This window comes from Pseudoalteromonas sp. KJ63-1 (assembly GCF_055808145.1).
Genome location: NZ_CM147855.1, coordinates 1,091,517 through 1,117,154, shown reverse-complemented (window position 1 = coordinate 1,117,154; position 25,638 = coordinate 1,091,517). Strand labels below are relative to the sequence as shown.

The 25,638-nt window shown below is 41.9% G+C and carries 15 protein-coding genes, 8 tRNA genes and 3 rRNA genes; 4 read left to right on the top strand and 22 right to left on the bottom strand.

What is annotated here, in order from left to right:
* Nucleotides 1-316 precede the first annotated feature (316 nt).
* Entirely contained in the window at nt 317-1,114 is a 798-nt protein-coding gene (locus AC0L7Q_RS05280; protein WP_409425103.1) for a DUF2989 domain-containing protein, read from the top strand.
* 41 nt (nt 1,115-1,155) lie between these two features.
* On the opposite strand, the gene ihfA is transcribed toward AC0L7Q_RS05280, so the two are convergent.
* The 8 genes from ihfA to AC0L7Q_RS05240 form a co-directional block, all read right to left on the bottom strand.
* Entirely contained in the window at nt 1,156-1,452 is a 297-nt protein-coding gene (ihfA, locus tag AC0L7Q_RS05275) for an integration host factor subunit alpha (protein WP_008114070.1), read from the bottom strand.
* Between the two features lie 2 nt (nt 1,453-1,454).
* On the bottom strand, nt 1,455-3,842 hold the full coding sequence (gene pheT / locus AC0L7Q_RS05270) for a phenylalanine--tRNA ligase subunit beta (RefSeq protein ID WP_413401618.1): 2,388 nt from the start codon (nt 3,840-3,842) through the stop codon (nt 1,455-1,457).
* 15 nt (nt 3,843-3,857) lie between these two features.
* Nucleotides 3,858-4,838, bottom strand: a complete 981-nt coding sequence (gene pheS / locus AC0L7Q_RS05265) for a phenylalanine--tRNA ligase subunit alpha (protein WP_008468473.1) — start codon at nt 4,836-4,838, stop codon at nt 3,858-3,860.
* An 82-nt stretch (nt 4,839-4,920) separates the two neighbouring features.
* Nucleotides 4,921-5,631, bottom strand: a complete 711-nt coding sequence (hda, locus tag AC0L7Q_RS05260) for a DnaA regulatory inactivator Hda (protein ID WP_413401616.1) — start codon at nt 5,629-5,631, stop codon at nt 4,921-4,923.
* Nucleotides 5,631-6,686: a DUF2066 domain-containing protein gene (locus tag AC0L7Q_RS05255; protein ID WP_205988852.1), complete on the bottom strand. Its 1,056-nt coding sequence runs from the start codon at nt 6,684-6,686 to the stop codon at nt 5,631-5,633. The genes hda and AC0L7Q_RS05255 overlap by 1 nt, the downstream gene beginning before the upstream one ends.
* A gap of 526 nt (nt 6,687-7,212) precedes the next feature.
* Nucleotides 7,213-7,327: ribosomal RNA gene (gene rrf / locus AC0L7Q_RS05250) — 5S ribosomal RNA — on the bottom strand.
* 136 nt (nt 7,328-7,463) lie between these two features.
* Nucleotides 7,464-10,350: ribosomal RNA gene (locus AC0L7Q_RS05245) — 23S ribosomal RNA — on the bottom strand.
* A 289-nt stretch (nt 10,351-10,639) separates the two neighbouring features.
* Nucleotides 10,640-12,173: ribosomal RNA gene (locus AC0L7Q_RS05240) — 16S ribosomal RNA — on the bottom strand.
* The 16S, 23S and 5S rRNA genes sit together here, the layout of an rRNA operon.
* A gap of 596 nt (nt 12,174-12,769) precedes the next feature.
* Here AC0L7Q_RS05240 and AC0L7Q_RS05235 point away from each other — a divergent pair.
* Nucleotides 12,770-14,188, top strand: coding sequence for an alanine/glycine:cation symporter family protein (locus AC0L7Q_RS05235; protein WP_413401614.1), 1,419 nt, complete (start codon nt 12,770-12,772; stop codon nt 14,186-14,188).
* Nucleotides 14,189-14,857: 669 nt separating this feature from the next.
* Here AC0L7Q_RS05235 and AC0L7Q_RS05230 read toward each other — a convergent pair.
* From AC0L7Q_RS05230 to AC0L7Q_RS05175, 12 genes are all read right to left on the bottom strand, one after another.
* A tRNA-Leu gene (locus AC0L7Q_RS05230) sits at nt 14,858-14,944 on the bottom strand.
* A 37-nt stretch (nt 14,945-14,981) separates the two neighbouring features.
* A tRNA-Cys gene (locus AC0L7Q_RS05225) sits at nt 14,982-15,055 on the bottom strand.
* 18 nt (nt 15,056-15,073) lie between these two features.
* Nucleotides 15,074-15,149, bottom strand: a tRNA-Gly gene (locus AC0L7Q_RS05220).
* A 63-nt stretch (nt 15,150-15,212) separates the two neighbouring features.
* Nucleotides 15,213-15,299: transfer RNA gene (locus tag AC0L7Q_RS05215), tRNA-Leu, on the bottom strand.
* A 39-nt stretch (nt 15,300-15,338) separates the two neighbouring features.
* Nucleotides 15,339-15,414 (bottom strand) — tRNA-Gly (locus tag AC0L7Q_RS05210).
* Nucleotides 15,415-15,478: 64 nt separating this feature from the next.
* Nucleotides 15,479-15,565, bottom strand: a tRNA-Leu gene (locus AC0L7Q_RS05205).
* A gap of 35 nt (nt 15,566-15,600) precedes the next feature.
* A tRNA-Cys gene (locus AC0L7Q_RS05200) sits at nt 15,601-15,674 on the bottom strand.
* Nucleotides 15,675-15,702: 28 nt separating this feature from the next.
* Nucleotides 15,703-15,778 (bottom strand) — tRNA-Gly (locus AC0L7Q_RS05195).
* Between the two features lie 141 nt (nt 15,779-15,919).
* Nucleotides 15,920-16,465 carry a CDP-diacylglycerol--glycerol-3-phosphate 3-phosphatidyltransferase gene (gene pgsA, locus AC0L7Q_RS05190; RefSeq protein WP_036933597.1) on the bottom strand — a complete coding sequence of 182 codons (546 nt, stop codon included), beginning with the start codon at nt 16,463-16,465 and terminating at the stop codon, nt 15,920-15,922.
* Between the two features lie 42 nt (nt 16,466-16,507).
* Nucleotides 16,508-18,331, bottom strand: coding sequence for an excinuclease ABC subunit UvrC (uvrC, locus tag AC0L7Q_RS05185; protein ID WP_413401612.1), 1,824 nt, complete (start codon nt 18,329-18,331; stop codon nt 16,508-16,510).
* A 9-nt stretch (nt 18,332-18,340) separates the two neighbouring features.
* Nucleotides 18,341-18,991 carry a UvrY/SirA/GacA family response regulator transcription factor gene (gene uvrY, locus AC0L7Q_RS05180; RefSeq protein ID WP_010391483.1) on the bottom strand — a complete coding sequence of 217 codons (651 nt, stop codon included), beginning with the start codon at nt 18,989-18,991 and terminating at the stop codon, nt 18,341-18,343.
* 167 nt (nt 18,992-19,158) lie between these two features.
* Entirely contained in the window at nt 19,159-20,310 is a 1,152-nt protein-coding gene (locus AC0L7Q_RS05175; protein ID WP_178955647.1) for a dicarboxylate/amino acid:cation symporter, read from the bottom strand.
* Between the two features lie 377 nt (nt 20,311-20,687).
* Here AC0L7Q_RS05175 and cysK point away from each other — a divergent pair, with 377 nt between their 5' ends.
* Together cysK and AC0L7Q_RS05165 are read left to right on the top strand one after the other, a co-directional pair.
* Nucleotides 20,688-21,656, top strand: a complete 969-nt coding sequence (gene cysK / locus AC0L7Q_RS05170; protein ID WP_138609305.1) for a cysteine synthase A — start codon at nt 20,688-20,690, stop codon at nt 21,654-21,656.
* A 145-nt stretch (nt 21,657-21,801) separates the two neighbouring features.
* Complete coding sequence (locus AC0L7Q_RS05165) at nt 21,802-22,251, top strand: hypothetical protein (RefSeq protein ID WP_138609303.1); 450 nt, start codon at nt 21,802-21,804, stop codon at nt 22,249-22,251.
* Between the two features lie 84 nt (nt 22,252-22,335).
* Here AC0L7Q_RS05165 and AC0L7Q_RS05160 read toward each other — a convergent pair whose 3' ends face one another.
* The gene (locus AC0L7Q_RS05160) at nt 22,336-24,612 is read right to left on the bottom strand and encodes an acyl-CoA dehydrogenase (protein WP_413401609.1); all 2,277 of its coding nucleotides are present in this window, start codon (nt 24,610-24,612) and stop codon (nt 22,336-22,338) included.
* 224 nt (nt 24,613-24,836) lie between these two features.
* Complete coding sequence (locus tag AC0L7Q_RS05155; protein WP_413401607.1) at nt 24,837-25,625, bottom strand: putative porin; 789 nt, start codon at nt 25,623-25,625, stop codon at nt 24,837-24,839.
* Between the last annotated feature and the right edge of the window lie 13 nt (nt 25,626-25,638).

Genomic DNA, 25,638 nt, shown 5'->3' with positions numbered 1-25,638 from the left:
AGAGACTAAAGTTTAGGCTAGAATAATACTATATGAGGGTCTGTTGACCTTTACGGATTAAAATTTGTTCAAACTAGGGGCAATTTAATCGCGGCGCGAGGTTTGTAACCTAGTGGGCTAAGTCAAAACCGAGCTACAAAGAGTAAATCGCCCCTAGGCAGAACCCTTCGGGCAGCGCCTGTTTGGCATTGATGCTGCGTTATCGCCTATTTATGGGGAATACACCACATAGGCTCTGCCTTGCCTCAATACCAAACAGACTGCTGCAAATTCAACCTTGAAAGGTCAACAGACCCTAATAAATTGAGAGGCTCGGATGGCTTTTAAGCACATAACCCTCACTTTTGCATTGTTGCTTGCAGGATGTGAAGAATCTTTTACCGTTGAAGATATTTGTGTGCAATCACCCGCCATGTGCAATGATCTTAACCACGATAGCCACTGTAAGGCTCAGCGAGAGCGTACTATTCTTTCTCGCTACCGCGAATCCTTACAACCAACCGATGAGCACAAATATCAATTACTCAAAGCGTTTGAGCACTACAACCAATGTATCGGCTTAGCTGCTAATATCCAACATATAAAGCTAAAAGGTAAAACCACCGCCCGTCGACGAGCGTACCTCACTAGTAATAAAGAAATAGCACGTATTTATCAGCAAACACAAGCAACCACTCACCCTGGCCTACTCTATTACCATTGGTCAAGAAACAATGATGAAACAGCACTCACCCGGCTACTTGCTCTAGAAAATACCCCCGAAGTGGAAACGAGTGCTGAAATGCAATTTTATTTAGCGTCTTATTATATTAAAGTTGATGAGCACAAAGCGATTGGTTTTTTATACAACACACTGGCGTTAAATCAAGCTAAGCAAATACCTGTTCCAGAAATTTACACCTCTTTAATTAGCCTTTTTTACAAGCATCACCAATATAAGCACGCGTACATTTTTGCCAAAATAGCAGAGCTCTCTGGGATAAAAAATATCGACATATTATTAATTGAGCAGCAGTTAATAGCACAAGGAAAGAATTTAGAGAGTTTAGATGCCCTCGCGGAGCAAACTTTACATCAAATAAGCCAAGGAAAATTTATTTCTCCCCGGAAATAATACAACAGACACAAAAAAGGCAGCTTGCGCTGCCTTTTTGTTTATTTTTTGCTTGTGCCTACTTCGACACGGGTCTTTAACTTTTGCCCCGGCCTAAAAGTAACTACGCGACGTGCTGAAATTGGAATATCTTCTCCCGTTTTCGGATTACGTCCCGGTCTTTCTTTCTTATCTCGAAGATCAAAGTTACCAAATCCAGAGAGCTTAATCTGCTCGCCTTTTTCAAGCGCTGAGCGGATTTCTTCAAAAAACGCTTCAACTAAATCTTTGGCATCTTTCTTATTGATCCCGAGCTTTTCAAATAGGTGTTCAGCTATGTCGGCTTTAGTAAGCGCCATATCTAGTCCCTCAACGATGCATTAAACTGTTCGGCCAGTGCGGCCACCACGTTATCAACTACCTGATTGATATCTTTCTCTTCGAGTGTTCTATCAACCGCCTGCAGTGTTAGAGCAATCGCCAAACTCTTATAATTTGGCTCAATACCTTTGCCCTTATACACATCGAATAAGTTTAGGTCAACCAATTGATTTCCGCCAACTTTTCCGATGACGTTTAAAATATCACCAATTTTAACGCTGTCTTGTACTAAAATAGCGATGTCGCGGCGATTTGATGGGAATTTAGACACCCCTACAGCTTGAGGTAAATTTCTTTTTTCTAATGCCGACATTTCAATTTCAAACACAAAAGTAGCATTGTTGATATCTAACGATTTTTGCGCTTGAGGATGTAATGCACCAAAGAAACCTACTTTTTTACCATCAACATAAATAACGGCAGACTGACCTGGGTGAAGACCATCCGATTGCTCAGCTTTAATTTCAAAGCGGCTAACATCGTTGGTAATTGCAAGTAATGCTTCAACATCCCCTTTTAGGTCATAAAAATCAACGTTACGTTTTTCTTCAACCCAATGCTCACCATGAACCAAACCAGTAATAACGCCACCAATAACAGGCACTTGGTATACACCATTTTCAGCATTTTCATCACTGATAAACTTAAGGCCGTGTTCAAATAAGCGAATACGAGGTTGTTGGCGGTTTTGGTTATACGCAACAGATGAAAGCAACCCTGGCATTAAACTTACACGCATCGCTGACATTTCAATTGAAATTGGGTGCGGCAATACCAATGCATTACACTCAGGGTGTAAAATAGCTTGCGCTTTAGGGTCAACAAAACTGTAAGTAATGGCTTCTTGATAGCCACGTGTTACTAAGGCATTACGAAAACGGCTCAGGGCAACAGTTGACTCATCATGCGTGGTCATTTTCAGTTTTGCAGTTGGTGCAACATTAGGAATGCTGTTATAACCGTATACACGTGCAACTTCTTCAATTAAATCTTCTTCGATACGAATATCAAAACGGTAGCTTGGTACATCAGCACTCCAGCTATCATTGTCAAATTTAACATCAAGTCCTAAACGCGTCAGAATATCGGTTACTTTCGCATCTTCAATATGATGACCAATAACGCGATCTAAACGTGAACGACGTAAACGTACTTCAGTTACTTTTGGTAACTTATCAGCAGCAACAGCTTCAACAACAGGGCCCGCTTCACCACCAACAATTTCAAGCAGTAACGCTGTAGCGCGCTCCATTGCGTCATGTTGTAGCGCAAAGTCTACGCCACGCTCATAGCGATGAGATGCATCGGTATGTAAGCCGTAGCTTCGTGCTTGACCAGCAATGGCAACAGGATTAAAAAATGCGCTTTCTAACAGAATATCAGCTGTTTTTTCAGTAACGCCAGATTGCTCACCACCAAAAATACCAGCAATGGCTAGCGCTTTATGATGATCGGCAATCACTAATGTCGATTCATTTAACTTTGCAGTGTTACCATCAAGTAAAACTAATTCTTCACCTGCGTTTGCACTACGTACTTTAATTCCACCTTCAATCGCATTTAAATCAAATGCATGCATTGGGTGACCAAGCTCTAATAAAACAAAGTTAGTCACATCAACTACTGGGTCGATTGAACGCACACCGCTACGGCGTAGCTTTTCAACCATCCATAAAGGAGTTTCAGCATTAAGGTTAATGCCTTTAATAACACGGCCTAAATAACGAGGACAAGCTTCATCGTTAACCAACTCAATTGATACTTTATCTTCAATTGTCGGCGCTACTGCTGGAATGCTTAATGTATTAACATCAATGCTGTTCAATACGCCAACTTCGCGGGCAAGACCTTTAATACCTAAACAGTCACCACGGTTAGGGGTTAAATCTACATCTATGATGTTGTCATCTAACCCTAAGTATTCGCGTAAATCTGTACCAATCGGCGCGTCAAGCGGCAATTCCATAATGCCGTCGCCTTCTTCGCTAATACCTAGCTCATCAAACGCACACAACATGCCGTGTGATGGTTGACCACGAAGTTTGGCCTTTTTAATTTTAAAATCACCTGGTAATACTGCACCAACAGTGGCAACAGCAACTTTAATACCTTGGCGGCAATTTTGTGCACCACAAACAATATCAAGCAGTTCATCACCACCAACATTAATTTTTGTTACACGTAGTTTATCTGCATCAGGGTGCTGACCACATTCAACCACTTCACCTACAACAACACCATTAAATTTGGCTGCTGCCGGCTCTACGCCATCTACTTCTAAACCAGCCATTGAAAGCTGTTCCGAAAGAGCTTGCGTATCAATTGCAGGATTTACCCACTCTCTTAACCACTTTTCACTAAATTTCATTTTATTTCTTCACTCTTAACGGAACTGGTTTAGGAATTTTAAGTCGTTTTCGAAAAACGCACGTAAATCGTTTACGCCGTAACGCAACATAGTTAAGCGCTCTACACCCATACCAAAAGCAAAACCGGTGTATTTTTCAGGATCGATACCAACAGACTTAAGTACGTTAGGGTGAACCATGCCACAACCTAAAACTTCTAGCCATTTACCGTCTTTACCCATTACATCTACTTCAGCTGAAGGCTCTGTAAATGGGAAGAATGAAGGACGGAAGCGAATTTCCATATCTTCTTCAAAAAAGTTACGTAAAAAGTCATGTAAAATACCTTTGAGCTCAGTAAAGCTAACGTCCGTATCGACCATTAACCCTTCCACCTGATGGAACATAGGTGTATGTGTTTGATCGTAATCATTACGGTATACACGCCCTGGTGAAATTATACGAAGTGGCGGCTGCTCTGTTTCCATGGTACGAATTTGCACACCACTAGTTTGAGTACGCAACACCAACTTAGGATTAAAGTAAAAAGTATCGTGATCGGCACGAGCAGGATGGTGCTCAGGAATATTTAGCGCATCAAAGTTATGAAAATCATCTTCAACTTCAGGGCCTGATTTAACTTCAAAGCCTAGTTCACCAAAAAAGCTTTCAATACGCTCAATTGTACGTGTTACTGGGTGAAGGCCACCAGAAGGCATAACGCGCCCAGGTAAAGTTACATCGATAGTTTCAGCAGCTAGTTTTTCTTCAAGTGCTTTACTCGCTAAAAGCTCACGCTTGTCATTAATTGCGCTTTGCACATCTTGCTTAGCTTGATTGATTACCTGGCCTGCTTCTTTGCGTTCTTCAGGAGCAATTTTACCCAGTGTTTTAAGTAAGCTGGTGATCTCGCCTTTTTTACCAAGGTAGTTAACCCTGATCTCTTCTAGTTGCGCGATTTCACTGGCACTGGCAACTGCCTCAAGTGCTTGCGCTAATATATTTTCTAAGTTCATTCGATACCTGATCTTTCAAAGAAGGTGATTACAATTTAGTTAGCTAATGATAACTGAAAGCGGGGTCTAGATTCTAGACCTACTACAGCTTTAGCGTTGATTTTATGAAAGGAATAGTTAATTTTCGCTGTGCAGCCATGGATGCATGATCTAATTTGTCTAATACATCCAGTAATGCGCGCATATCACGACTTAAACGGGTTAATAAAAAACGCGCACATTCGTCACTCAGTTCAAGTCCACGCATGTTCGCCCGTTTAACTAACGCTTGTGCTTTATCATCATCACTCATAGAACGAATTTGAAAGGTGGTACCCCACTTCAAACGTGATTCTAAATCGGGCAAGCTAATATTAAGCATATTTGGGAGTAAATCAGCAGTTACTACCAGCATTTTATTAGGCTCATTAAAGCGGTTAAAAAAGTTAAATAACGCTTTTTCCCATGCGTCATTACCTGCCACTAGGTGAACATCATCAATACATAATACATCTAGCGCCTCAAGGCCATCTAAAACCATCGGCCCAAAATGTAGAACTTCTCGCATTGATAGCAGCATATTCGATAAGCCGCGCTCTTGGGCTTGAATACAGGTGGCGTATAACAAATGGGATTTACCTGAGTCTCCTAAGCCACACAAATAAGTATACTGAAAAGCTTGAGATAGCTTAGAAAAACTATCTTTAAGATGGCTTACCTCTAATGAGTCTTCTCCACCAAAATAAGAGGCAAATGTTTCATCATCCGGTAAAGTAACCGGTAGCGCCATTTGCATTGGCTCTTGAGTTAGCATTAGTTTTCAACCCATTGATACTCTAGGCTTTGCTTATCAACTATGTGATAAAAAGCACGAGGGTCGACATAATCTTTAAAGGCATTATCAAGACCAAGGGCTTTTTTAAGGTCGTTAACAGTGCCGGTATGATCTAGCTTAAATTCAACCGAATCGGGAGTTTTACGTATGATAACCGCTTGGGTTACAACACTTAGGTTGAGTAGACGGCGCTTTGCCAATTCTATATCCACAAAGGTATCAGTCCCTTTTAAGGTCAAATTAGCAGTACGCTGTTCATAATACGCATTAGGATCGATGGCGTATTCGCCAGCTAAACCTTGTGCTAAATCATCAAGCATTTGCGCAACAATTTGCTGTCTATAGCCAATAATTCGGTTAGATTCAAACATTTCATCATTGGTGAAGCGCCAATCTAATACCCAATTATCTGAGTTAAACTCTTGATACATCCTAGCAGTAATACTTCGCTCAGCACTGTAGCGTTTAGATGCCTCTTCTACTGGTTCAGAAAAGTTTCCCCAAACCTCAGGGACTCCAACAAGGCGTCTATCTTGTAAATCCAGCAAAGGCACAACCACAGGTAAGCCACGACGGCTTGCTTTATCATAAATGAGTTGCTCTAACTGTGGGTAACTTTCTTGCGTTACTAGTTCTCGTTGCCTGTTATCTTCAATCCCTAACCAGATAGCAACCAGTGGGCGCTGCACTCCCCATAGTGGCAAATTAAGATCTTTAATTAACGCATTGATCTTTCGAGCCTCAAATTTGACTAATAATTTAAGCTCTCCGGGGATACGTTCATCGTATTCAAATTTTAACATGTAATCAGATATGTCTTTGGTGCGCTGCTTCGCTAGCTGATTTTGGTCCGCGCTTTTATCACCGCTCACTTTTACTAATACGTTCAGCAACGCTTTGCGGCTAGCGTCTAAACGTGTATCACGAGATTTATCTTCTACAACCAAAATATCTTGATATAGATCAGTTACTTCAACTGCTGATACAGAAACACAAAAGAAAATGGATAAGGCGCTAATTAATAATCTATACACAGGCAAATCATTCATGGTTTTAAACTGTTTTGATCCTAAATCAAAGCCACTAACAAAGCAAAATTATATTTTTCTCAGTAACTAACATCATTAAGCTCGCTTTAATGATTATAAAAAACCTCAAAGTAAATACCAGCTTATTAGAATCGGTGCTCTTTTGAGTAGCAACAAGGAAGCATAGTGTCGTAGTAGTATAAACAACGTGGAGAGTCATAATGAAGGTATAGAGATAGCTTTTAGGTGTTATTCTTTTCCTCTCACCTTGTACCTTTGTTTTCACTTTCCTGCAGATGTAAAAAAGCTCGGCTCTTTCGAGTCAAGCTTTCTACAATTGAGGCATGATAATGTCGTAGTGCCCACAGCGATGAAGAGTCACATAACAAATGGGATACTATCATTGGTCGGGGCTCGCCTTCGAGCTGTTTCGTTTCACTACTGAGTTCGGCATGGGGTCTTGGCTATGTTTATTAAATCCCAAACAACAAAAAACCCGCTACATTACTGTAACGGGTTTCTCTTATTTGGAGCCTGGTAATGACCTACTTTCACATAACAAATGCTACACTATCATCGGCGCTGTTTCGTTTCACTACTGAGTTCGGCATGGGGTCAGGTGGGTCCAAAACGCTATTGTCACCAAGCAAATTTGGTGTCAGTCCGTATCGCTACGCACTAACTAAAATTTGGAATTTCTGATAATAAAGTTTTCAAGTATCTACTTTAGTCTATTAACTTCTTCGCTTGTTTCACTATCACATAAAACGCGTTTGGCGTTGTATGGTTAAGCCTCACGGGTAATTAGTACAAGTTAGCTTAATGGCTCACACCACTTCCACATCTTGCCTATCAACGTTGTAGTCTTCAACGGCCCTTCAGAGACTTTAAAAGTCTAGTGAGAACTCATCTCGAGGCCTGCTTCGCGCTTAGATGCTTTCAGCGCTTATCAGTTCCGAACGTAGCTACCGGGCAATGCCATTGGCATGACAACCCGAACACCAGCGGTTCGTTCACTCCGGTCCTCTCGTACTAGGAGCAACCCCTCTCAATTCTCAAACGCCCACGGCAGATAGGGACCGAACTGTCTCACGACGTTCTAAACCCAGCTCGCGTACCACTTTAAATGGCGAACAGCCATACCCTTGGGACCGACTTCAGCCCCAGGATGTGATGAGCCGACATCGAGGTGCCAAACACCGCCGTCGATATGAACTCTTGGGCGGTATCAGCCTGTTATCCCCGGAGTACCTTTTATCCGTTGAGCGATGGCCCTTCCATTCAGAACCACCGGATCACTATGACCTACTTTCGTACCTGCTCGACGTGTCTGTCTCGCAGTTAAGCTGGCTTCTACCATTACACTAACCGTACGATGTCCGACCGTACTTAGCCAACCTTCGTGCTCCTCCGTTACTCTTTGGGAGGAGACCGCCCCAGTCAAACTACCCACCAGGCACTGTCCGTAACCCCGATTCAGGGGCCAACGTTAGAACATCAAAACTACAAGGGTGGTATTTCAAGGACGACTCCACAAAAACTAGCGTCTCTGCTTCAAAGTCTCCCACCTATCCTACACATGTAGGTTCAATGTTCAGTGCCAAGCTGTAGTAAAGGTTCACGGGGTCTTTCCGTCTAGCCGCGGGTACACAGCATCTTCACTGCGATTTCAATTTCACTGAGTCTCGGGTGGAGACAGCGTGGCCATGGTTACACCATTCGTGCAGGTCGGAACTTACCCGACAAGGAATTTCGCTACCTTAGGACCGTTATAGTTACGGCCGCCGTTTACCGGGGCTTCGATCAAGAGCTTCTCCGAAGATAACCCCATCAATTAACCTTCCGGCACCGGGCAGGTGTCACACCGTATACGTCATCTTGCGATTTTGCACAGTGCTGTGTTTTTAATAAACAGTCCCAGCCACCTGGTCACTGCGGCTCCAATCAGCTTAGAGAGCAAGTCTCATCACCAATCGGAGCGTACCTTCTCCCGAAGTTACGGTACGATTTTGCCTAGTTCCTTCACCCGAGTTCTCTCAAGCGCCTTAGTATTCTCTACCTGACCACCTGTGTCGGTTTGGGGTACGATTCGGTATAATCTGAAGCTTAGAGGCTTTTCCTGGAAGTATGGCATCAGCAACTTCATCACCTTGGTGACTCGTCTCGTGTCTCAGCCTAACAGCAACCCGGATTTACCTAAGTCACTAGCCTACACACTTTCACATGGACTACCATCGCCATGCTTGCTTAGCCTGCTCCGTCCCCCCATCGCAATTATACCAAGTACGGAAATATTAATCCGTTTCCCATCGACTACGCCTTTCGGCCTCGCCTTAGGGGTCGACTTACCCTACCCTGATTAACATGGGATAGGAACCCTTGGTCTTCCGGCGTGCGGGTTTTTCACCCGCATTATCGTTACTCATGTCAGCATTCGCACTTCTGATACGTCCAGCATACCTCCCGGTACACCTTCAACCGCTTACAGAACGCTCCCCTACCACTCAGAATAAATTCTGAATCCGCAGCTTCGGTGCATAGTTTAGCCCCGTTACATCTTCCGCGCAGACCGACTCGACCAGTGAGCTATTACGCTTTCTTTAAAGGATGGCTGCTTCTAAGCCAACCTCCTGGCTGTCTGGGCCTTTCCACATCGTTTCCCACTTAACTATGACTTTGGGACCTTAGCTGGCGGTCTGGGTTGTTTCCCTCTTCACGACGGACGTTAGCACCCGCCGTGTGTCTCCCGGATATTACTTTACGGTATTCGGAGTTTGCAAAGGGTTGGTAAGTCGGGATGACCCCCTAGCCTTAACAGTGCTCTACCCCCGTAAGTATTCGTCCGAGGCTCTACCTAAATAGATTTCGGGGAGAACCAGCTATCTCCCGGTTTGATTAGCCTTTCACTCCTAACCACAGGTCATCCCCTAACTTTTCAACGTTAGTGGGTTCGGTCCTCCAGTTGATGTTACTCAACCTTCAACCTGCCCATGGCTAGATCACCGGGTTTCGGGTCTATACCTTGCAACTATTCGCCCAGTTAAGACTCGGTTTCCCTACGGCTACCCTAATCGGTTAACCTCGCTACAAAATATAAGTCGCTGACCCATTATACAAAAGGTACGCAGTCACCCAACAAGTGGGCTCCTACTGCTTGTACGTACACGGTTTCAGGTTCTATTTCACTCCCCTCACAGGGGTTCTTTTCGCCTTTCCCTCACGGTACTGGTTCACTATCGGTCAGTTGGGAGTATTTAGCCTTAGATGATGGTCCACCTATATTCAGTCAAAGTTTCACGTGCTCCGACCTACTCGATTTCACTTAAAATGCGTTTTCATGTACGGGACTATCACCCTGTATCGTGGCACTTTCCAGAGCCTTCCATTAACACATAATAAGCTTAAGGGCTGTTCCGATTTCGCTCGCCGCTACTATCGGAATCTCGGTTGATTTCTTTTCCTACGGGTACTTAGATGTTTCAGTTCTCCGCGTTCGCCTCGTTAACCTATGTATTCAGTTAACGATACCTGCAAGCAGGTGGGTTTCCCCATTCGGAAATCCTAGTCTCAAGTGCTTTTTACTAGCTTGACTAGGCTTATCGCAAGTTAATACGTCCTTCATCGCCTCCAACTGCCAAGGCATCCACCGTGTACGCTTAGTCACTTAACCATACAACCCAAACGGGTCTTTGTTTTGTGACAGTTTAACTTCGCCAGAAGTTAATATTGAATACTAAAGTAGATACCAATTAATCCGAAGATTAAATTGGCACTGAATGATACTGCTATCATTCTTTTTTACTTTTGAAAACTCTGTACAAATAACAATGTTATTCATACGAATTTTATTATCAGCTTTTCCAAATTTTTAAAGAGCATATTAATTAGTTAACCCAAAGGGTAAAACTAACTAACAATCATCTGTGTGGACACTACGAACAAATAAGTTCTAAATCGTATAAGGAGGTGATCCAGCCCCAGGTTCCCCTAGGGCTACCTTGTTACGACTTCACCCCAGTCATGAATCACTCCGTGGTAAACGTCCTCCCGAGGGTTAGACTATCTACTTCTGGAGCAACCCACTCCCATGGTGTGACGGGCGGTGTGTACAAGGCCCGGGAACGTATTCACCGCGTCATTCTGATACGCGATTACTAGCGATTCCGACTTCATGGAGTCGAGTTGCAGACTCCAATCCGGACTACGACGCACTTTAAGTGATTCGCTTACTCTCGCGAGTTCGCAGCACTCTGTATGCGCCATTGTAGCACGTGTGTAGCCCTACACGTAAGGGCCATGATGACTTGACGTCGTCCCCACCTTCCTCCGGTTTATCACCGGCAGTCTCCTTAGAGTTCTCAGCATTACCTGCTAGCAACTAAGGATAGGGGTTGCGCTCGTTGCGGGACTTAACCCAACATCTCACAACACGAGCTGACGACAGCCATGCAGCACCTGTATCAGAGTTCCCGAAGGCACCAAACCATCTCTGGTAAGTTCTCTGTATGTCAAGTGTAGGTAAGGTTCTTCGCGTTGCATCGAATTAAACCACATGCTCCACCGCTTGTGCGGGCCCCCGTCAATTCATTTGAGTTTTAACCTTGCGGCCGTACTCCCCAGGCGGTCTACTTAATGCGTTAGCTTTGAAAAACAGAACCGAGGCTCCGAGCTTCTAGTAGACATCGTTTACGGCGTGGACTACCAGGGTATCTAATCCTGTTTGCTCCCCACGCTTTCGTACATGAGCGTCAGTGTTGACCCAGGTGGCTGCCTTCGCCATCGGTATTCCTTCAGATCTCTACGCATTTCACCGCTACACCTGAAATTCTACCACCCTCTATCACACTCTAGTTTGCCAGTTCGAAATGCAGTTCCCAGGTTGAGCCCGGGGCTTTCACATCTCGCTTAACAAACCGCCTGCGTACGCTTTACGCCCAGTAATTCCGATTAACGCTCGCACCCTCCGTATTACCGCGGCTGCTGGCACGGAGTTAGCCGGTGCTTCTTCTGTCAGTAACGTCACAGCTAGCAGGTATTAACTACTAACCTTTCCTCCTGACTGAAAGTGCTTTACAACCCGAAGGCCTTCTTCACACACGCGGCATGGCTGCATCAGGCTTGCGCCCATTGTGCAATATTCCCCACTGCTGCCTCCCGTAGGAGTCTGGGCCGTGTCTCAGTCCCAGTGTGGCTGATCATCCTCTCAAACCAGCTAGGGATCGTCGCCTTGGTGAGCCATTACCTCACCAACTAGCTAATCCCACTTGGGCCAATCTAAAGGCGAGAGCCGAAGCCCCCTTTGGTCCGTAGACATTATGCGGTATTAGCAGTCGTTTCCAACTGTTGTCCCCCACCTCAAGGCATGTTCCCAAGCATTACTCACCCGTCCGCCGCTCGTCATCTTCTAGCAAGCTAGAAATGTTACCGCTCGACTTGCATGTGTTAGGCCTGCCGCCAGCGTTCAATCTGAGCCATGATCAAACTCTTCAATTAAAAAGTTTTTTGTCTTTCGACAGCTCAATGAATTCTGAATTTATTTAATATCTTTCGATATTGAATTGACTGTGCTGCAATTCCTACCTAAGTAGTTATTGCTGTTGGTCACTCAGTTTAAATTGAGACTCTAAATTTGTTTGCCTCACTTAGTAAACTAAGCTTGGCTGTTAGAACTCAATCTGTACGAGTGCCCACACAGATGATTGCTTTATATTGTTAAAGAACGTTGCGACGTTGTCGCTAGGGATGCGTATAATACACCCTTTATTTTTCGAGTCAACACTTAATTTTAAACTTTCTTACGATGATTTAAACTTAAGTTTTATTTAACTCTCTGAGTAGTTTGTGCCTCGCTATGCGTTGGCGTTCCCCGTCTCAGTGGGGTCGCATTATAGGGCTAATCGATTTTAACGCAAGCGTTTTTAAACGCTTTTTTGCATTTAATTTTTACCCCAAAGATACCCCACCCAGACACACAAGATACCCACAAAACCCTGTGGATAACTCATTTTTTTGCGCTGTTTACTAAACTATTTACCTTGCTTGTGATAAGTTGCGGCGCATATTTACAACTCGTTCACTAGGCAACACACATGACAGATATAATAAATAGTATAAGTGGTCTCTTATGGGGTCATATTTTAGTGTACTTATTAATAGCCGCTGGGCTATTTTTTACCATACGTCTTGGTTTCATCCAATTTGTACAATTCCCACACATGATTAAAGTCATGTTTCAAAGTCGCCAAGGGTCAGATGGCGGTATTTCCTCTTTTCAAGCTTTCTGTACTTCTTTAGCCGCCCGTGTTGGCACCGGTAATATGGCAGGTGTTGCAGTCGCACTTTATTTAGGTGGTGCTGGTGCTATTTTTTGGATGTGGTTAATTGCTTTGATAGGTATGGCCACTAGTTTTGCAGAAAGCACATTGGCTCAAGCTTACAAAATACGCGATGAAGAAGGCAACTTCCGTGGAGGCCCTGCTTATTATATGGAATACGGACTTGGCAAGCGCTGGATGGGCATCGTATTCTCACTATGTTTAATTTTAGCCTTTGGATTAGTTTTTAATGCGGTACAGTCAAACTCTATCGCTGCAGCTTTTGAAGTCGCCTTTGGTATTCCTAACTATATAATAGGTATTGCACTTGTAATTGGTTCAGGCATCATCATATTTGGTGGCCTAAAAACAATATCACGATTTGCTGAATTAGCAGTGCCATTTATGGCCGCTGCCTACTTAATTGTTGCACTGTATATATGTGCTGTAAATTACACTGAGTTGCCTGATGTGTTTATGCATGTAATTAGAAGTGCCTTTGGTCTTGAACAAGCTGGTGCCGGTGCAATTGGTTATGGTGTAATGCAAGCAATGATCCAAGGGATCAAGCGCGGGTTATTCTCAAACGAAGCGGGTATGGGTAGTGCTGCTAACGCTGCAGCAACTGCAACTCCTAACCCACCTCACCCTGCATCACAAGGTTATGTACAAATGCTAGGTGTCTTTGTAGATACCATTATAATTTGTACTGCCACTGCCGCGCTTATTTTATTATCAGAGCAATTAGTTCCAGGTTCTGATGTAACAGGTATAGCACTTACACAAGCAGCGCTTGAGGAGCATGTTGGTAGCTGGGGTGCAATATTTGTTGCAGTCGCTATTTTGTTTTTTGCTTTTACATCAATTGTAGCTAACTATTCTTATGCAGAAACGAACTTATTGTTTTTAGAGCATAACCATGCATCTGGCATGCTGATCTTCAGATTATTAGTGTTAGGTATGGTGATGTTTGGTGCGCTTGGCGAATTACCATTAGTGTGGACTCTAGCTGATGTGTCTATGGGCCTAATGGCGATTGTAAACGTAATCGCGCTATTTATGCTCTCAGGAGTTGTGGTGTGGCTTGCCAAAGATTACAACGCTCAACGACGTGCTGGAAAGTTACCGACGTTTGATCCAAGTAAAAACAACAAGCTTAATAAAACTATTCCGAAAGGTATTTGGCACAAATAACTTTAAAGAGATTTAAGTTAAAAACCCGGAACGGCCATGGCCATTTCGGGTTTTTTATTATCTAGTACCAATTCGCTTAATTAAGTGGTCTATTTTGAGGCTGGGAAAACGTGTTGATAGCTAGGCAAAAAATTTGCTATTTCGTTGTTCTAAATGAGAATTTTTTAACGCAGCTAGTGAGACTCTATTAAACACAGTAGCATCATCAAGCTTCTCATACCTCCTTATAAGCGATTAAGATCAACGCTCTTAATACACTTTATGGCTTTGTAATGGTGTTAATACAAGTAACTGTATACCAACTCTGGTTTATGTATATAACGAAACACAGCCACCAACTCCATTTAAGAGCCTTATACCACTACTTTTATATAAACCGCTTAGTATTAGGTTGTCTATTTTGAATTATAAAAATCTTATATATAGCAAAGCTTAAATTTAGTGTTTTGTTTTAAATGAGAGTTTTTCCGTAGCTAGCGTTAAGTTTGAGCTATAAAAAATGATCAAAGGCAATATATTGATGGGATAGGCTTTTTAAAAAATCTGAGACATAAAGGTTTCAAATAAACGAAATAATTTAGTCTAAGGAATACTAGTTGGATAAAGTGCTTTTTCGATTAAGAATTTAATCATAAGTAGCTAAATTAGAAATGAAAGGGAATATTAAAGTGGTGCCCGAGGCCGGACTTGAACCGGCACGACTTGTTAGTCGAGGGATTTTAAATCCCTTGTGTCTACCAATTCCACCACTCGGGCATCGAGTTTGCTAATTAAAGCGTGTGGAGTAATTATTTGGAGGCGGAACCCGGAGTCGAACCGGGGTAAACGGATTTGCAATCCGGTGCATGGCCACTCTGCCATTCCGCCTAAACATATCAAATAATTTGGAGCGGCACACGAGGCTCGAACTCGTGACCTCGACCTTGGCAAGGTCGCGCTCTACCAACTGAGCTAGTGCCGCATCATATTAATTCTAAATATTTTTTATAAGTTACATATTGGTGTATGCAACCAAACCACAAAGTGGTGCCCGAGGCCGGACTTGAACCGGCACGACTTGTTAGTCGAGGGATTTTAAATCCCTTGTGTCTACCAATTCCACCACTCGGGCATCGAGTTTGCTATTTAAAGCAAGTGGATAAAAATAATATGGAGCGGCACACGAGGCTCGAACTCGTGACCTCGACCTTGGCAAGGTCGCGCTCTACCAACTGAGCTAGTGCCGCATCATATTAATTCTAAATAATTTTTTATAAGTTACATATTGGTGTATGTAACCAAACCACAAAGTGGTGCCCGAGGCCGGACTTGAACCGGCACGACTTGTTAGTCGAGGGATTTTAAATCCCTTGTGTCTACCAATTCCACCACTCGGGCATCGAGTTTGCTATTAAAGCGTGTGGAGTGTTGATTGGAGGCGGAACCCGGAGTCGAACCGGGGTAAACGGATTTGCAATCCGGTGCATGGCCACTCTGCCATTCCGCCTCAATACTAGGTTAGCTTTAAGATAAACTGGAGCGGCACACGAGGCTCGAACTCGTGACCTCGACCTTGGCAAGGTCGCGCTCTACCAACTGAGCTAGTGCCGCTTAATGTTTATCTAGGGGGCTATGCCCTCTCAACACGGACGCATTCTACAGAGATTATTAAACGCGTCAACACAAAAAATGCTACTTTTGAACTGTTTGATTATTTTTTATCTAAAATGGTGCGTTATTAGACGTTTACAATCAATTTTTGGTCAATTCTCCCCATGCTGCAACTAAATATTGCACCATAGAACTAAGCGTTAAAAATGTGGCTATATAAAGTAAGCCATAACTTAAATACATCATCCAGCTATCGTACTGCCAAATTAAACCGATAATGGCTAACATTTGAGCTGCGGTTTTTAACTTACCCATATCAGATACAGCTACGTTACCGCGTTTCCCCTGTTCAGCCATCCATTCGCGTAGCGCCGATATAACAATTTCACGGCTAATAATAATAAGCGCGGGTATGGTCATATACAAAGATTGGTAATGCTCAGATAAAGCAACCAAGGCAGCACACACCATTACTTTATCAGCAACCGGGTCTAAAAATGCACCAAAAGGCGTTGATTGCTCAAGTTTACGGGCTAAATAGCCATCAAGTATATCTGTGATCGAAGCCAGCCAAAAAATAAAGGCAGCAACAAAAAATGCCCATGAATAAGGCATATAAAATATCACCAAAAAAATGGGGATAAGAAAGAGTCTAAACGTTGTGAGTGTGTTTGGAATATTCCACATAACTACTTGGATATGTCTTTTTTTCTATATTCGCACATAGGGCTAGCCCTTGTCATGCAAATGGTTAAATATCTTCTCAGCCATGTCAGGACTGATCCCAGGAACTTTCTTTAGCTGTTCTATATTAGCAGCTTTTACACCTTGCATGCCCCCTAAATATTTTAATAATGTTTGTCGACGCTTTGAACCAACGCCATCTATTTCTTCTAATAACGACTGAGTCCTTTGTTTTTGGCGCTTATTACGGTGCCCTGCAATTGCAAAACGATGGGATTCATCGCGTATATGCTGGATCAAATGAAGCGCTGGTGCATCAGAATCCATAGGAATTGTTTTACGCCCGCCATCTATAAGCAAGGTTTCAAGACCCGGCTTACGGCTAGTGCCTTTTGCAACACCGACTAATAGCGGCATTTTTGTATGCGGCCAGTTTTCGAAATATTGCTCTGCTCTACCTAATTGACCTTTACCACCATCGATAAAAATAACATCGGGAATTTTCTCCTCATCAACCAACTTGTTGTAACGTTTGTTTAGTGCAAATTCCATAGCGGCGTAATCATCACCACCGGTAATACCGGTCACGTTATAACGACGATACTCTTTATTGTTAGGGCCTTGAGAATCAAATACAACACAACTGGCCACTGTGTTTTCACCCATGGTGTGACTGATATCAAAACATTCCATGCGATTAATATCATCAAGACGCAAAGTAGCCTTTAATTGCGCATAACGCTTGTTTATCGAGTCTTGAGTGCTTTGCTTAACCGTAATGCTATTTAATGCATTTTTATTCGCTAACTGTAAGTACTGTGCTCGCTCACCACGGGTTACCACTTTAAGCGATACTTTACGTTCACTTATTTGAGTCAAGGCTTCACCTAGTGCATCACTTTCTTCTATCTCAAATGGTAAAATGATTTCTTTAGCAATGCGCCCTGTCGCACCTGGAGCTAAATAATATTGACCTAAGAAAGAGGTTAAAATTTCTTGCTCTTGTGAGTCTTTAGGCACCTTTGGAAAATAAGTTTTACTACCCAGCACTTTATGATCGCGAATCATTAATAGATGAATCCCATTTAAACCGTTTAAATGGGCAAAGCCGACCACATCCATTTCCGCAAAATTGCCAGAGATAGATTGCTGCTCCTGCATTTTACGCAGCAACATAATTTGGTCGCGAACTTTAGCTGCAAGTTCAAAATTAAGCTGCTCACTGGCTTTTTCCATTTTAGCAATGAGATCGGCTATTACTTCATGAGATTTACCAGTTAAAAACTTGCGGACATAATCAACTTGCTGCGCGTATTCATCTTCAGAGAGTTTATTAACACACGGCGCAGAGCAGCGTTTTAATTGATACTGTAAGCAAGGTCGACTACGCGCACGGTAGTAGGCATCTTCGCATTGACGTACCGGAAATATTTTTTGCATTAAGCGCAAACTTTCTGAAACTGCCCCCGCGCTTGGAAACGGACCAAAATATTCACCTTTTACTTTTCTGCTGCCACGGTGAAAGGCTAAACGAGGATGCTTATGATTAGTAAGTAGTATATAAGGGTACGACTTATCATCACGTAACAGAATATTATAACGTGGCTGATATTTTTTAATGAGGTTGTTTTCGAGCAGTAAAGCTTCTGTCTCTGTATTAGTAAGCGTGACTTCAATATTATAAATATTACTTACTAAAACACGGGTTTTACTATCGGTTATATTACTACGAAAGTAACTACTTACCCGCTTTTTTAAACTTTTAGCTTTACCGACATAGATAACTTGGTTGTCATTATCGAGCATGCGATAAACGCCAGGCTCACTCGATAATGTTTTTAAAAACTGGACATGATCAAATTCAGACATATATACCGACTAGTAGGAGATATCTATATCAATCATTTTGTAACGTATGGCTAAATGAGTAAGCTCTACATCGCCTCCTACGTTAAGCTTTTCAAACATGCGATAGCGATAACTGTTTACTGTTTTAGAACTTAAATTTAAGCGATCAGCAATATCCTGTGCTTTTTCACCTTTGGTGATCATCAACATAATTTGTAGTTCACGCTCGGATAGGCTTTGAAAAGGGTTTTCATCGGTACGCCCGGTTACCTGCGCAAGTGCAATCTGTTGCGCTATTTCTGGAGCAATATAGCGTTGTCCTGCATGTACACAACGTATAGCGCGAACCATTTCATCAGATCCAGCACCTTTGGTTAAAAAGCCATGAGCACCAATTTGCATGACCTTACTTGGAAATGGGTCTTCGCAATTAACAGTAAGCACAATAATTTTTACATCAGGGCAGTAACGGCAAATCTTTTTAGTTGCCTCAAGACCACCCATACCAGGCATGTTCATATCCATTAACACTATATTTGGCGCATGCTGACGACAAAACTGCACAGCCTCTTCGCCTGTTTTAGCTTCACCTATTACTTTAAAACCACGTATATCATCAAGAATACGTCTGATCCCTGTGCGCACAAGTTCATGGTCATCAACTAAAAGTACGTTAATCAATGGAACACCCTCACTAGCCTAATAAGATGCAAGTTAACAAAATTAATATCCAACATTAGCATAGATACGACGAAACCATAACTAATATTATGCTTTCGCCATCGGTCTTCATGACCGATATGATTAAAAGCGTATTTAGCTATAGCAGGTAAATACGCCCCAATGATTTATGCTGACGCCTTTTCACTAAAACGGTCTACCCATAAAGCAATAATACCATCGCCAGTTACATTACACGCAGTGCCGAAGCTATCTTGCGCTAGATAGAGTGCAATCATTAGTGCCACCGCACCTTCGTTGAAACCAAGCATGCTAGTTAATAAACCTAACGCCGACATTACTGCACCACCTGGTGCACCTGGCGCTGCAATCATCACTACACCTAACATCATAATGAATGGCAACATAGCCATTAATGAAGGTACTTCCATGCTAGGCGATAAAAACATCACAGCCATAGCACAGGTAACTATTGTAATTGTTGAACCTGATAGATGAATAGTGGCGCATAATGGCACGGTAAAGTTAGCTACATCTTCTTTAACGTTATTGGCTTTACTTGATTGCAAAGATACTGGAATGGTTGCCGCACTCGACATTGTTCCTAATGCAGTAAAATACGCAGGTAACATATTTTTAATTAGCTCAATAGGATTACGCTTAAGTAATAGGCCTGAGGTAATGTATAAAACACTCAACCATAACCAATGCATCACTAATGCAGCAATGAGTACAACACCAAATGCTTGTAATGTATCAACAACGGTGCCTGCTACAGTCATTTCCGCAAATACACCCGCAATATAGAACGGTAATGCCGGAATAATTACTTTTGAAAGTAAACCATCAATAATATCGCGCCCCTGATCCGACACAGTTTTTAATGTGTCTAAGCCAAGCTGGCTCATACCAATACCAAATACAAAGGCTGTGACTAAAGCAGTCATTACACCCATTAACGGTGGAATTTCTAAGTCAATGAAGCTACCTACTTCGGTCACGGCTTCAGCTTCAAATGAAATCCCGCCGCTTAAAAACGGAATAACCGCTGTCACTAATAAAAACGCTAAAGTACCAGCTATAATTGTTGAGCCATATGCAAAACCCACCGTTTTCCCCAGTAGGTGCCCTGACCCTTTCGGAAGCCCAGCAATCCCTGAGGCAATAAAAAATAAAATAATCAGTGGGATTGTAAAACTAATAAGCTGGCCAATAAGCTCTTTTATTGTGTATAAAAGCTCAACGCCAGTTAGGGGAATGTAGAGCCCGACTAAAATACCGGCCACAATACCGGCAATTAATTTTAAGATTAACTTCATGGTGATTACTTTATTGAATTTAGATAGTGTGTTTTTACCATGTTTTGAATAGTTTGTGTCAATAAACTGTTCAACCACAGTTCATTTGCACAATTAACCAACAAAATGTCAGTGAGTAGTATTGATTTGTTTAAATAACGGCTACATAAACAAAGGATAAAGTGCAAAGTTAAAAACGAACAAATGGCTTCAAGCTCGCCGTTTTAATAACTAAAAAATTAACAGATTGAGTTTTTAGTTCAATCCGTTATAAGCGTAATTAATATATGTTATAGCCAAAGCTTACTTTAACTTTTTTTATCTCACAGTAAAGTAGGCTTATAAAGTTAACAGAGCAGCTGTTAACGTGTTGATCAGATTGTACCTAAAGGAACATTATGTCTACTATTTTTGAAGATAACTCACTAAGCATCGGTAACACACCGTTGGTAAAACTTAACCGTGTTACAGGTGGGAATGTATACGCTAAAGTTGAATCACGCAATCCTAGCTTTAGTATCAAATGCCGTATTGGTGCATCAATGATTTGGGAAGCTGAAAAATCAGGTCAACTTACCAAAGATAAAGAGCTTATAGAACCAACATCAGGTAATACCGGTATTGCATTGGCATTTGTTGCTGCTTCTCGAGGCTACAAACTAACGCTTACAATGCCAAACACCATGAGCTTAGAACGTCGTAAACTATTAAAGGCACTGGGTGCTAATCTAGTACTCACAGATGGCGCTAAGGGTATGAATGGCGCTATTGCTAAAGCCAAAGAAATTCAGTCAGCAGACCCAGATAAGTTTATTTTGCTTCAACAGTTCGAAAACCCGGCAAACCCAAAAATTCACTTTGAAACAACGGGTCCGGAAATCTTTAATGCACTCGATGGCGAAATCGATTTCTTTGTTGCAGGTGTTGGTACTGGCGGTACGATTACAGGCGTAAGTCGTTATCTTAAAAAAGAACAAGGCTTAAATGTAAAATCAATAGCTGTAGAGCCAAGCCATTCGCCAGTTATTAGCCAAACACTTGCTGGTGAAGAAGTAAAACCAGGGCCACATAAGATACAAGGCATTGGCGCAGGCTTTATTCCTGGGAATCTAGACTTATCAATTATTGATGGCGTAGAGCAAGTGTCTAATGAAGAATGTATCGCAATGTGTCATGAGCTAATGAAAAAAGAAGGGATCTTAGTCGGTATTTCTTCGGGTGCAGCTGTGGTTGCAGCAAAACGAATTGCTGAACGTCCTGAAAACGCAGATAAAAATATTGTGGTTATTTTACCAAGCGCAACAGAACGCTACTTATCAAGCCCAATGTTTGATGAAGAGTTTTCTGAGCAAGAGCTTGTTCAGTAATCGAACGACCTTATTAAAAAAGGATGTTTTTTAACATCCTTTTTTATTGCTTTTTTAATAAGTTGGCAACTATTCGGTGCTATCCTCTTTACATCTTCTCCATTCCATCACACACTTTATGTATGAGTAATCAACATGACCAAATATGAAAACAATTTTAACTTCTTTTGTGCTCATTTTTAGTATTTTGATCGTCGGCTGTAATGAAAATACTAAACCTAAAGAACAGTACATCGACAACGATCGTCCAGGCGATACCGCCACGGTGTATTTTGATGCACTTTATAATCAGCATAATTTGCAAAAAGCCAGCAATTTTGCAACACCTAAACTAGCTCGTATAATGAAGTCATACGGCACAGCAAAACAATTTGCCCGTAGTCTTATTAATTTACAGTACGATGAAGTAGTGATTGAAATTGATATGTCAAATTCAAGCCTTCGAGAACAATACGGCAATCAGGCTAAAATAAATATTGTATTTACTGGTTATTTTAACGGTAAAAAAATTGATGATTTTCGCAGCATCGAAATGCTAAAAATAAAAGGTAAGTGGTACGTAGATAAAATCATCGCCGATCCCTACGGACGCTGATCAGCGTTTAATCTCATAAATATATAAATACACTAAAAAGCCTTAAATTATAAATTTAAGGCTTTTTAGTGCTTGAGTAGAATGTTAGATGTCTTCAGGTTTAAAGTTATCTACCGCAATAGCCTGCATTCGTAATTTGTTAGCATGATGCATAGCTTCAGCATCTAACTTAGTAACTAACTCATGCTCAAGAGCGTAATCAATAGCTTGTCCAATATCAAAAGATGCAGGTACCTTACCTTTTCGTTGCCACTGTTTTAACTGTTTAAATTGATTTTGCATATCGTGCATCGCTAAAAAAGCATTTTCCATCACCCCTGTGCCTGCATTCTCATCGACGTAACACAAATGTGTAAGTCTATTTCTAAACACGCCTGGTTGCGTCATATGCTCACAAATACGTTGTGAAGTTGCATCACTTGGTTTGTGATAATGATTGCCTAACGGAAACACAATGCGTTTAAGAGCAAAGTTAACCACCGGGTTAGAGAAGTTTTTAAAGAAACCATCAAATGCTTGGCCTATCTCATACAATGATGTCTCTATTGCATACTTAACGAAAGGCAAATCAGCTTGCTGACGCCCTTCATCTTCAAAACGTTTTAACACGGTAGAAGCAATATACAAGTGACTTAATACATCGCCTAAACGTGCCGATATCATTTCTTTACGCTTAAGTTCACCACCTAGCATAAGCATTGCAACATCAGTTGTAAGCGCCAATCCTCGGCTCATTCTCCCTAATTGTTTATAGTAAGCTGCGGTTTCTCCGCATACAGGTGCTTTGGCAAAATGGCTGCGAGTTAAGCCATGCATTAAAGCCATACTTGCATTGCTGATGGCAAATACAATATGGTTCATTAGTAGGCCATCAAATTGCTCAAGTGCGGCGTCATCATCTTCCATTGCTGCCGCTTCCATTTCTTTTAATACAAACGGATGGCAACGAGTAGCACCTTGGCCAAATATCATTAAATTACGGGTAAGAATATTAGCGCCCTCAACCGTAATCGAAACTGGAATACCCATATAGCCATGTGCTAAATAGTTATTAGGCCCAACCTGAATCCCTTTACCTGCATGAATGTCCATTGCATCATTCATAACCGTTCGACCCATTTCGGTCATATGGTATTTTGCAATAGCAGTCACTACCGATGGGCTTAGTTTTAAATCAATAGCGCCAGCTGTCATTAACCTGCACGATTCCAGCGCATAAGTTAGGCCACCAATACGTGCTAACCCTTCTTGAACCCCTTCAAATTGACCAATTGACACACCAAACTGTTGGCGAACAACAGAGTAAGCCGAAGTCATTTTAGCCGCTAAATGCCCTGTTGCAGTACTTAATGCCGGTAACGAAATACCACGCCCTGCACTTAAACACTCAACCAACATGCGCCAACCGCGCCCAGCACCTTGCTGACCACCTATAACCCAATCAAGTGGAATAAATACGTCTTTACCGTAAGTTGTACCATTCATAAATGCCATATTGAGAGGATAATGCCGCTCGCCGGTTTTAACACCCGGATGATCGGTTGGTATTAGTGCACACGTAATACCCAGCTCTTTTTCATCACCTAACAAGCCGTCTGGATCATACATTTTAAATGCAAGGCCAAGTACTGTCGCCACAGGCGCAAGGGTAATGTAACGTTTTGACCAATTTAAACGCAGCCCTAAAACTTCTTCACCGTCATGTTCGCCTTTGCATATTACGCCTGAATCTGGAATACTGCCGGCATCTGAACCGGCCTCTGGTCCCGTTAGTGCAAAACAAGGCACATCGTCGCCTTTTGCAAGACTAGGTAACCAGCGATTTTGTTGCTCAGTTGTTCCGTAGTGTAGTAATAACTCACCTGGTCCTAAGCTGTTTGGCACCATGACCGTCACTGCAGCGGTTAAGCTTTTAGTCGCAATTTTTGACACTATGGTGGAATTAGCAATAGCAGAAAATTCAAGACCGCCAAATTTTTCTGGGATTATCATTGCAAAAAAACCTTCGGTTTTTAAAAAGTCCCAAACCTCTTTAGGTAAGTCTTTATCTTTTTGTACTATTTTATAGTCATCAAGCATAGCTAATAACGCTTCAACCTGATTTTCAATAAATGCAGTTTCTTTTTCACTTAACTCCGGACGCGGATAGTTGTGTAATTTTTGCCAATCAGGATCACCACTAAATAGCTCGCCATCCCACCAAACATCGCCCGCTTCCATGGCTTCTCGCTCTGTTTGCGATAATGGCGGTAATACTTTTTTAAACATTTTAAAAGTAGGTCGGGTAATTAAGTTAAGGCGGATATCTTTAATCGCAAATACCACGATCACCACAACCAGTAATATAATAAATACTGACATAAGCACATTCCTTTACAGTTATAAAAACATTGATTTAATTATGACCGATCTTAATTTAAATACAATGGGGTGTCAGAGGGGGCCACGAAATGCTGAGCCGATTCCATTACAATTAAAATATAGCTACAAGTAGAGTTACATATTTTTTACACACAGCAAAAAGCCCACAAAATGTGGGCTTTTTACTACTTAATTGGTTTTAATTTATGCGATTAAACGCTCAATTAAAACTGAAAACGCATGTTAGCAAAGTAAGCATCGTAATCTGAGTCATCTGCGTTGTTGCCGTAACCCACTTTTAAACCAATGTTTTTATTGATGAAGTGTTGAGCACCAAAGCTGTAGTTGTCTTCTTTATCGTAAGATGCAAATACAGAAGTCGCTTTAGAGAAGTAGTAGTTTGTTTCTACGTTCCATTGGTCATCTGCTTCGTCAAGACTTACAAAAGTACCTTCTACTGTTAAGTAGTTACCTTGTTGTAAATCAACAAAGTATTTAGCAGCTACTGAACGAGAATCAAAATCATCGTCTGATTCAACAGTGATACCTACGTAATCTGTATCGTTTAGCATGTGGTTGTATGCTAAAGAAAAGAATGTAATGTTATCGCCGTCTTTTTGATCAACAAATCTTACTTTTGCAAGTAAATCTGGGTTAAAGAAATAACCAGCAGAAAGTGTATATAACTCGTTGTTAGAGTTGTAATCAGCATTTTGGTAAGACGCACCAACAACAAAATCTTCAACGAAGTATTCACCACCAATAGCAGTCACATCGCCAAAATCGTCATCAGCGTAACTACCAAATACATTGCTTTGCTTGTTGATGTATTCGAATTGGTCGTATGGACCTAGTGTGCTTTTAGGAGAGAAGTAGTAAGTTGAGTCTACGCTGATCGTATCGTTGTTATCAATCTCTGCGTAGCTTAAGTTACTGATTGATTGATAGCTATCTGCAGCGTGTGCAGCACTTGATAATAAAAGACCTGAAATAATAATTGCTAACTTTTTCATAATGAAACATCCC

What these genes read in the sequence shown, in the direction of transcription:
- AC0L7Q_RS05280 (WP_409425103.1), top strand. Translation starts at nt 317, where the DNA reads ATGGCTTTTAAGCACATAACCCTCACTTTTGCATTGTTGCTTGCAGGA.
- ihfA (WP_008114070.1), bottom strand. Translation starts at nt 1,452, where the DNA reads ATGGCGCTTACTAAAGCCGACATAGCTGAACACCTATTTGAAAAGCTC.
- pheT (WP_413401618.1), bottom strand. Translation starts at nt 3,842, where the DNA reads ATGAAATTTAGTGAAAAGTGGTTAAGAGAGTGGGTAAATCCTGCAATT.
- pheS (WP_008468473.1), bottom strand. Translation starts at nt 4,838, where the DNA reads ATGAACTTAGAAAATATATTAGCGCAAGCACTTGAGGCAGTTGCCAGT.
- hda (WP_413401616.1), bottom strand. Translation starts at nt 5,631, where the DNA reads ATGCTAACTCAAGAGCCAATGCAAATGGCGCTACCGGTTACTTTACCG.
- AC0L7Q_RS05235 (WP_413401614.1), top strand. Translation starts at nt 12,770, where the DNA reads ATGACAGATATAATAAATAGTATAAGTGGTCTCTTATGGGGTCATATT.
- pgsA (WP_036933597.1), bottom strand. Translation starts at nt 16,465, where the DNA reads ATGTGGAATATTCCAAACACACTCACAACGTTTAGACTCTTTCTTATC.
- uvrC (WP_413401612.1), bottom strand. Translation starts at nt 18,331, where the DNA reads ATGTCTGAATTTGATCATGTCCAGTTTTTAAAAACATTATCGAGTGAG.
- AC0L7Q_RS05175 (WP_178955647.1), bottom strand. Translation starts at nt 20,310, where the DNA reads ATGAAGTTAATCTTAAAATTAATTGCCGGTATTGTGGCCGGTATTTTA.
- cysK (WP_138609305.1), top strand. Translation starts at nt 20,688, where the DNA reads ATGTCTACTATTTTTGAAGATAACTCACTAAGCATCGGTAACACACCG.
- AC0L7Q_RS05165 (WP_138609303.1), top strand. Translation starts at nt 21,802, where the DNA reads ATGAAAACAATTTTAACTTCTTTTGTGCTCATTTTTAGTATTTTGATC.
- AC0L7Q_RS05160 (WP_413401609.1), bottom strand. Translation starts at nt 24,612, where the DNA reads ATGTCAGTATTTATTATATTACTGGTTGTGGTGATCGTGGTATTTGCG.
- AC0L7Q_RS05155 (WP_413401607.1), bottom strand. Translation starts at nt 25,625, where the DNA reads ATGAAAAAGTTAGCAATTATTATTTCAGGTCTTTTATTATCAAGTGCT.